The organism is Vibrio sp. 10N.222.49.C9, from assembly GCF_041474985.1.
Classification (GTDB): domain Bacteria; phylum Pseudomonadota; class Gammaproteobacteria; order Enterobacterales; family Vibrionaceae; genus Vibrio; species Vibrio crassostreae_C.
In genome coordinates this window covers 1-291 of sequence record NZ_JBFRVD010000587.1, presented here as the reverse complement: position 1 = coordinate 291, position 291 = coordinate 1, and the positions used below count along the sequence as shown (strand labels likewise).

Sequence of the window (291 nt, the reverse complement as noted above, 5' to 3'; positions counted from 1 at the left end):
CCACTGAGGTTGTTTGGTTTAGAATCTAACAGGTGCTCAATACCAAGTAACGACGTTAGTTCCTTAAATCGGCCACTTTGTAACTTGTTTGGCGAACCAAAAAGAAGGTTCTCTAAGATAGAGAGATGAGGGAACAAACGGGCATCTTGAAAGACCACCGCTATTTTTCGTTTCCAGACAGGCACATTGATACTGTGCTTGGTATCAAGTAGGCAGGTTTCTTTAAATGTCACCTCACCTTGGTCAGGGGACAATAACCCACTCAATACGTTTAGAAGCGTGGATTTACCG

Annotated in this window: 1 protein-coding gene; it reads right to left on the bottom strand. The window is 43.3% G+C overall.

All coding sequences use genetic code 11. From position 1 onward, the window contains the following. The coding region (locus AB4585_RS24605; protein WP_372171375.1) for an ATP-binding cassette domain-containing protein at window positions 1-291 on the bottom strand (291 nt) is incomplete at both ends.